The sequence below is a fragment of the Microvirga calopogonii genome, assembly GCF_003347665.1.
GTDB classification, from domain to species: Bacteria; Pseudomonadota; Alphaproteobacteria; order Rhizobiales; family Beijerinckiaceae; genus Microvirga; species Microvirga calopogonii.
On record NZ_QDGA01000210.1, the window covers coordinates 1 to 2,896 of the forward strand.

Genomic DNA, 2,896 nt, shown 5'->3' on the forward strand with positions numbered 1-2,896 from the left:
TCTGCAGCAGGCTCAACGACCAGGTCGCGGTGCCGTCCGTCTCGCGCTCGGGCAATCGCGCCCACTCGGCCAGGATGCGCTGCTGCGCGTGAGCCCCGTAGCGGATGCGCGGTCCGCCGCCGTGGTGCGGGCGCACAGCCGCCAGCCCTTCGCGGTTGAAGCGGCTGACCCAGGCCGAGATGGTCTCGTTGTGGCCGCGCCCGACCAGACGCGCGGCGGCGGTGTAGCTGGCACCCTCGGCAATCGCCAGCAGGGCACGGGCACGGTCGACCTCGGCGGCAGGGGCGCTCGGCGAGCGACTCAGGCGGGTGAGTTCTTTGCGCTCGTCTACGGTGAGCGGGCGTAGTGGATCTTTCTGGTGGCGCGACATGGGGCACCTCGCAACACGAGGATCACCATACCTCTATACCATATCCGACGGCAGACGACCCACTAGATCATCGTCGGGCCGGCCACTGGTGTCCGTCATTCGCCTGTCATTGAGAGCCCCTAGATCCGCAGCCGTGGCCGCTTGGCCCGAGGGACAAGGATAGGCACGGATGTACTGCCTTCCTTGTCGCCTCACCCAAACTCAGAAGGTATGAGGTGCCGCGGGGCAACGATAGCGTCCGTGAACGGCAGCCCTTTCTCGCGGCAGGTCGCTCTGTCGGAATGATGACCACCCGCAATTGCCTCACCCCTTCGTGCTCCAAGGCAAAGCTTGATTTGAACGCTAAGCTCCAGGTTCCTCGCCTTTGTAGCGTTCCCAAGGAAATTCGTACCTCCCATGCCCCGATGCTCGTCCGCGTGGGAACAGCTAACTTCAAGCTCGCCTGGTGGACGAGGGAGGGCTGCATGTCGAGAATCGGAGGAAGGCTCAAGGAACTCGGATTGGTGTTGCCTGAGTCCCTGAAAGGACCGCCGGGACTGGTCCTCCCCTTTCCCTGGGTGAATGTCCGGCGCGACCGCGCCTTCGTGTCAGGGCACGGTCCCCAAGAGGCGGATGGCAGTCCATCCGGCCCCTTCGGATCTGTCGGGGACAGCATCTCCCTCGAGCAGGGGCGTGAGGTCGCCCGAAAGGTGGGGTTGTCCATTCTCGGCAGCCTGCAGCGTGAACTGGGCGACCTCGACCACATTACCGGCTGGTGCCGCGTGTTCGGCATGGTCAACTGCGTGCCCGGCTTCGACAAGCCCTCCGCGGTCATCAACGGCTTCTCGGACCTGATCCTTGAGGTCTTCGGCCCCGAGATCGGCCGCCACGCCCGCTCGGCCGTTGGCGTTGCCGGTCTGCCGCTCAACTTTCCCGTTGAGGTCGAGGCGGAGGTCATGATCGCCCACTAGCGAGCTGCAGGCCCGCTGGTGTAAGCCACAGGCTGGAGCCACAAAAACCAGCACTTGAGCATCCCGAGCAGCCGTGGAGGAGGTCGGCGAATGGACAACACGACAGTTCGCCTCGCGCGCCCTGGGGAAGAAGCCCAGGTCGACGCCTTCCTGGCCCGGCATGCTGACAGCTCTCTGTTCCTGCGCTCATTCCTGGCGCGGGGCGGCCTTGTCGACGAGGGCAAGCCGCTTCAGGGCACCTATGCGATTGCCGTGACCGACAGGCAGGTGGCTGGCGTTGCCATGCACACCTGGAACGGGATCATTTATCTCCAGGCGCCAGAGAGTGCTGCGGCCCTGGTGAGACTGGCGGTCGAGACCACAGGACGATCCTTGGTTGGTCTTGGTGGTCCTTGGCACCAGGTGGAAGCGGCTCATGTGGGGTTGGGTGCTCCGGCTGTCCAAAGGCGATCGCTGGAGGACCTGTTTGCCCTGAACCTCTCCGACCTGATCCCTCCTGCGCCTCTCAGCTCCTGCACTGTCGCGTGTCGCCGTGCGCAGGAGCGCGATCTTGATCTGCTGCGGGATTGGCGCTTCGGCTACGAGGTGGAGTGTACGGGCTTGCCGGAAGAGGACGCGACCCGTGCTTTTGCCGCCGGCACCATCGAAGGGCATGTCGCGCGCGGAGAAGCCTTTCTGCTCGAGGTGGATGGTATCCCTGTCTCGGTGTGCACCCACAATGCGCGGGTCCGGGACAATGTCCAGATCGGAGGTGTTTGGACGCCCCCCGGGCTGCGCGGGCGTGGCTATGCTCGCCGCGTGGTGGCCGGGGCGCTCCGAGTGGCTGAACAGGAGGGTGTGACGCGAGCTGTGCTCTTCACCGAAAATCCGGCCGCCCGCCGCTCTTACGAGGCTCTCGGATTCCGGCAGGTTGGGGAGTTTGGTGTGATTGTCCTGGCAACCTAATCCGGTCGAGAGAGCAGGTCTTGCCCATACCGGTGTTCCTATGAGCAGGAACACCGGCGGGGAGGGGGATCGCCGATACGCGGATTAGAACGAGCTCATGAGCGGAACACCAACCGCCGCCTTTGACAGGAGACGGGCCTCGTTCGAACTTCCGCACTCGCAGGTTGAGCGGACGTTCACTCAGGCTGCTTAATGTTACTAATGGGATGGTCCGGCCGTGCTCCTGCCCCGCTTGTTCGTAAGCTGTGGGGCTTCGAGCCACGCAAGGAGCACGTCCCATGTCACGGTCTTCTTTCTCTGCCGCCATTGCCACCCTGGGCATCGATCTGGGCAAGAACAGCTTCCATCTCGTCGGTCAGGATGAACGTGGCGCCATCGTGCTGCGCATCAAGCTCTCCCGTACCCAGCTCCCGCAGCGCCTGGCCCACATTCCGCCGTGTCTGATCGGCATGGAAGCCTGTGCCGGAGCCCATCACATCGGCCGTCAGCTCCAAGCGCTCGGCCATGACGTGCGCCTGATCCCGGCCCAATACATCAAACCGTTCCTCAAAGGGCATAAGAACGATTATCGCGATGCCGAGGCGATCGCGGAGGCGGTGCAACGGCCGACCATGTCGTTCGTGGCGATCAA

The 2,896-nt window shown here is 64.1% G+C and carries 4 protein-coding genes; 3 read left to right on the top strand and 1 reads right to left on the bottom strand.

Annotation, left to right across the window (positions count from 1 at the left end; translation table 11 throughout):
* Positions 1-370 (bottom strand): helix-turn-helix domain-containing protein (locus DDF70_RS35825; RefSeq protein WP_162820909.1); only part of this gene is annotated, 370 nt, incomplete at its 3' end.
* 464 nt (positions 371-834) lie between these two features.
* Here DDF70_RS35825 and DDF70_RS35830 point away from each other — a divergent pair.
* From DDF70_RS35830 to DDF70_RS35840, 3 genes are all read left to right on the top strand, one after another.
* Entirely contained in the window at positions 835-1,320 is a 486-nt protein-coding gene (locus DDF70_RS35830) for a RidA family protein (RefSeq protein ID WP_114949198.1), read from the top strand.
* 90 nt (positions 1,321-1,410) lie between these two features.
* Entirely contained in the window at positions 1,411-2,265 is an 855-nt protein-coding gene (locus DDF70_RS35835) for a GNAT family N-acetyltransferase (RefSeq protein WP_114949197.1), read from the top strand.
* 278 nt (positions 2,266-2,543) lie between these two features.
* The coding region (locus tag DDF70_RS35840; protein ID WP_162820910.1) for an IS110 family transposase at positions 2,544-2,896 on the top strand (353 nt) is incomplete at its 3' end.

Coding starts and splice junctions, on each gene's coding strand:
- DDF70_RS35835 (WP_114949197.1), top strand. CDS start 1,411: ATGGACAACACGACAGTTCGCCTCGCGCGCCCTGGGGAAGAAGCCCAG.
- DDF70_RS35830 (WP_114949198.1), top strand. CDS start 835: ATGTCGAGAATCGGAGGAAGGCTCAAGGAACTCGGATTGGTGTTGCCT.